This window comes from Mycobacterium sp. TH-M15, assembly GCF_057473705.1.
In genome coordinates this window covers 1-2,794 of sequence record NZ_JBYCLB010000600.1, presented here as the reverse complement: position 1 = coordinate 2,794, position 2,794 = coordinate 1, and the positions used below count along the sequence as shown (strand labels likewise).

The 2,794-nt window shown below is 68.3% G+C and carries 4 protein-coding genes; 2 read left to right on the top strand and 2 right to left on the bottom strand.

Annotated features, from left to right (window positions below; translation table 11 throughout):
• A partial coding sequence (locus tag AC2VNT_RS14765; protein ID WP_486947568.1) for a hypothetical protein occupies positions 1-570 on the top strand: 570 nt, incomplete at its 5' end.
• 2 nt (positions 571-572) lie between these two features.
• On the opposite strand, the gene AC2VNT_RS14760 is transcribed toward AC2VNT_RS14765, so the two are convergent.
• Both AC2VNT_RS14760 and AC2VNT_RS14755 read right to left on the bottom strand, forming a co-directional pair.
• Positions 573-938 (bottom strand): DUF488 domain-containing protein, encoded by a 366-nt coding sequence (locus AC2VNT_RS14760; RefSeq protein WP_486947567.1) that lies wholly within the window; start codon positions 936-938, stop codon positions 573-575.
• 56 nt (positions 939-994) lie between these two features.
• Positions 995-1,489, bottom strand: coding sequence for a hypothetical protein (locus AC2VNT_RS14755; protein WP_486947566.1), 495 nt, complete (start codon positions 1,487-1,489; stop codon positions 995-997).
• A gap of 384 nt (positions 1,490-1,873) precedes the next feature.
• Between AC2VNT_RS14755 and AC2VNT_RS14750 the strand changes: the two genes are divergently transcribed.
• A complete protein-coding gene (locus tag AC2VNT_RS14750; RefSeq protein ID WP_486947565.1) occupies positions 1,874-2,752 on the top strand; it encodes a sterol desaturase family protein in 879 nt (292 codons plus the stop codon).
• The last annotated feature ends 42 nt before the right edge of the window (positions 2,753-2,794 follow it).

The window sequence follows — 2,794 nt, the reverse complement described above, 5'->3', positions numbered from 1 at the left end:
GTAGGGTTGAATCCGGGGCGTGACGATGGGATCCAGATGGTGAGTGAGGTTGTCGGGCGTCGCCGACCGGCCGGAGCCGCCGAGCCCGAGACGGCGGCGGCGCTGCGGTTATGGGATCGCCGCGACGTTTTCGGCCCGTTCGCGGTAGCCGGGTGCGTCAGCGTGCTGGCCGGCGGGGTGCTCGCCGCGGCGATCGCGGCGCCGTCGCCCACCCGGCACGGGGTGTGGGCGGTCGCCTACCTGGTGTTGGTGCTCGGACTCGGCCAGATCGTGCTGGGCGCCGGGCAGGTGCTGCTGGCCGTCACACCGCCGACCGGCCGGACCGTCGCGGCCACCATCGCGTTGTTCAACATCGGCAGTCTGGCCATCCTGATCGGCATCGTCACCGATCACATCGTCGTGTTCGACATCGGCTCGATGCTGTTGATCGCCGCCCTGCTGCTGTTCATCGGCGGGGTCCGAGCCAGCGACCGGCGTGGGTGGTGGCTGCTCGGCTACCGGTTGTTCGTCGCGCTGCTGGTGGTCAGCGTGCCGATCGGCGCGCTGCTGACCACCCTGGGGCCCCGATAGCCTCAGTGCTTGTTCAGCAGCATGGCCAGCACCGCGGCCTGGCTGCCGTCCAGATCCCGGGTGGCGGTCACCAGGGTGACCTTCTTGCCCTGGGTGAGCTTGCGCAGCTCCTCGAACGCGGCACTGCCTTCCGGGGTGTTCAGCTCGTCCTCGTAGCGGGTGACGAACTCGTCGAACCGCTCCGGCTTGTGGCTGTACCAACTGCGGAGGTCCTTCGACGGGGCCGCGTCTTTGAACCAGCGGCCCACCCGCGGGTCTTCCCGGTGGAATCCGCGGGGCCAGACCCGGTCCACGCAGATCCGTTCGCCCTCCTCGGCGCCGGGCTCGTCGTAAACACGGGCGATGCGGATTGTGGTTTTAGGGCTCATATCACAGCGTAACGCGGTTTGCAGACCGCCAACCGGGATGTGCGGCGGCGACCGCCTCAGGCGTGCCAGCGCCCGGACGGCTGCCCGGCGCCCGCATCCCGCGCGGCGCGGCGCAGCTTCAGGTAGGCGGCCAGATTCGTGCTCAACGCGATCCAGTTGAAGACCAATCCGGAGAAGACACCCCACCACCCGAAGAGCAGGTTGTGCAGCTGCGCCTTACCGATCTCCGCTTTGCACTGGGCGAGGGTACCGGTGACCGTATACGGCTGGTGGTGGTACATCACCAGGATGCCGGTGTGCTTGATCAGGCGAACGCTGAACATCGGTTCGTGGCCGCCCGGCTGGACCGGCTGCTGTTGGCCGACCCACCGCGGCTGATGCGCCCAGCCCGGTGGCGCCTGCTGGTATCCGTGCGGTGACGGAGCCGACGGCGGCGGGTAGGCCGGTTGCGGGTAGGCCGGTTGCGGGTGAGCCGACGGCGGCGGATACGGCCGCGGCGCGGGGTGCCGCGGATCGGGTTGGTGGGGCGGGTAACCGTGCGGCTGTGACATCGTCCCTCCGGACCGGCGGTCGCCGAGCAACCGCGTGCACACATGAAAGCACACCCGACCCGGGCCGGCTCTCCGAAGCGTGCACGGTGTCGGTTCCACCGCGGGGCGCCGCTCCCGGCCGACGGCGAGCCCGGGGATCAAGCCCGTCGTTCACCGACTGCAACAGCTGTACCAGTTGCAACGTTTCTCGTCGCAGCGGCTACGGCTGTAACGGGTTGATATGGAGCACATATCCGCTCCGGGCGACCGGAAATTCCGGCATATCTCCTGGTAGATCTGTATATCCACGAGGCCGAGACCGCTTCGAAATCAACCTGTTGCATTTTGGTTAACACCGTGGTTAGAGTCGTAGCACTACGACTTGCGCTACAGGAAGGGCGGGCCATGGGCACGACATGGACGATCGCACTCGAGATGGGCTGGCTGGCCCTACTCGGGGTCACCGAAGTCTTCGCCGGCGCCTGGCCGCGCCGCGCAGATCAGCGTCGCCGGGCCCGCAACCTCGGGTTCACCGTGGTGAACCACGTGGTGATTCCGCCGGCGGGCCTGCTCTGCGCGGCCTGGGTGGCGCCGTGGAGCCTCAATCCCGGCCTGACCGCGCTGCCGGTCCTGCTCGGTGCGCCGCTGGCGATCATGCTGCTCGACTTCGTCGCCTACTGGCTGCACCGGGCGCTGCACCGCAGCATGTTCTTCTGGCGTTTCCACCAGATCCACCACCTCGACGAGGACTTCGACGTCACCACCGGCACCCGGGTGCACACCGTCGAGTCCGCCATCCACCAGATGGTGATCGTGACCGTGGCGGCGGGAGCCCACCTGCCGGTCGGCTACCTCGTGCTGTACGGAACGGTGGCGTTCGCGCTGGACCTGTTCCACCACACCAACGTCGCCATCCCGGCGGAGGTCGAGAAGTGGTTACGGCGGGTCATCATCACCCCGGGACTGCACGTCGCCCACCACCGCGACCAGATCGAGGACACCGACACCAACTACGGCTTCATCTTCAGCTGGTGGGACCAGATGTTCGGCACCTACAACACCCGGCCGCGCACCGCGGCCTGGCGGATCGGCCTGGACTACTCCGAAGACCTCGGCTTCATCCGGTTGATGATCCAGCCGGTCCTGCCGACCCAGCTGAAGGTGAGCGCGCAGCGGCGGCCCGTGCTGACGGTCGTCGAGGCTGCGAAGGAGCCCGTCGGGCTCCGCCCGGCGCAACGCGCGCCGATCACGGCCCGAACGACCAACCACTCCGCAGCCGCATAACCGGGCCCGCCCAACCGGAGTGGTGGCCGGATCCGATCAGCC

Coding starts and splice junctions, on each gene's coding strand:
- AC2VNT_RS14760 (WP_486947567.1), bottom strand. CDS start 938: ATGAGCCCTAAAACCACAATCCGCATCGCCCGTGTTTACGACGAGCCC.
- AC2VNT_RS14755 (WP_486947566.1), bottom strand. CDS start 1,489: ATGTCACAGCCGCACGGTTACCCGCCCCACCAACCCGATCCGCGGCAC.
- AC2VNT_RS14750 (WP_486947565.1), top strand. CDS start 1,874: ATGGGCACGACATGGACGATCGCACTCGAGATGGGCTGGCTGGCCCTA.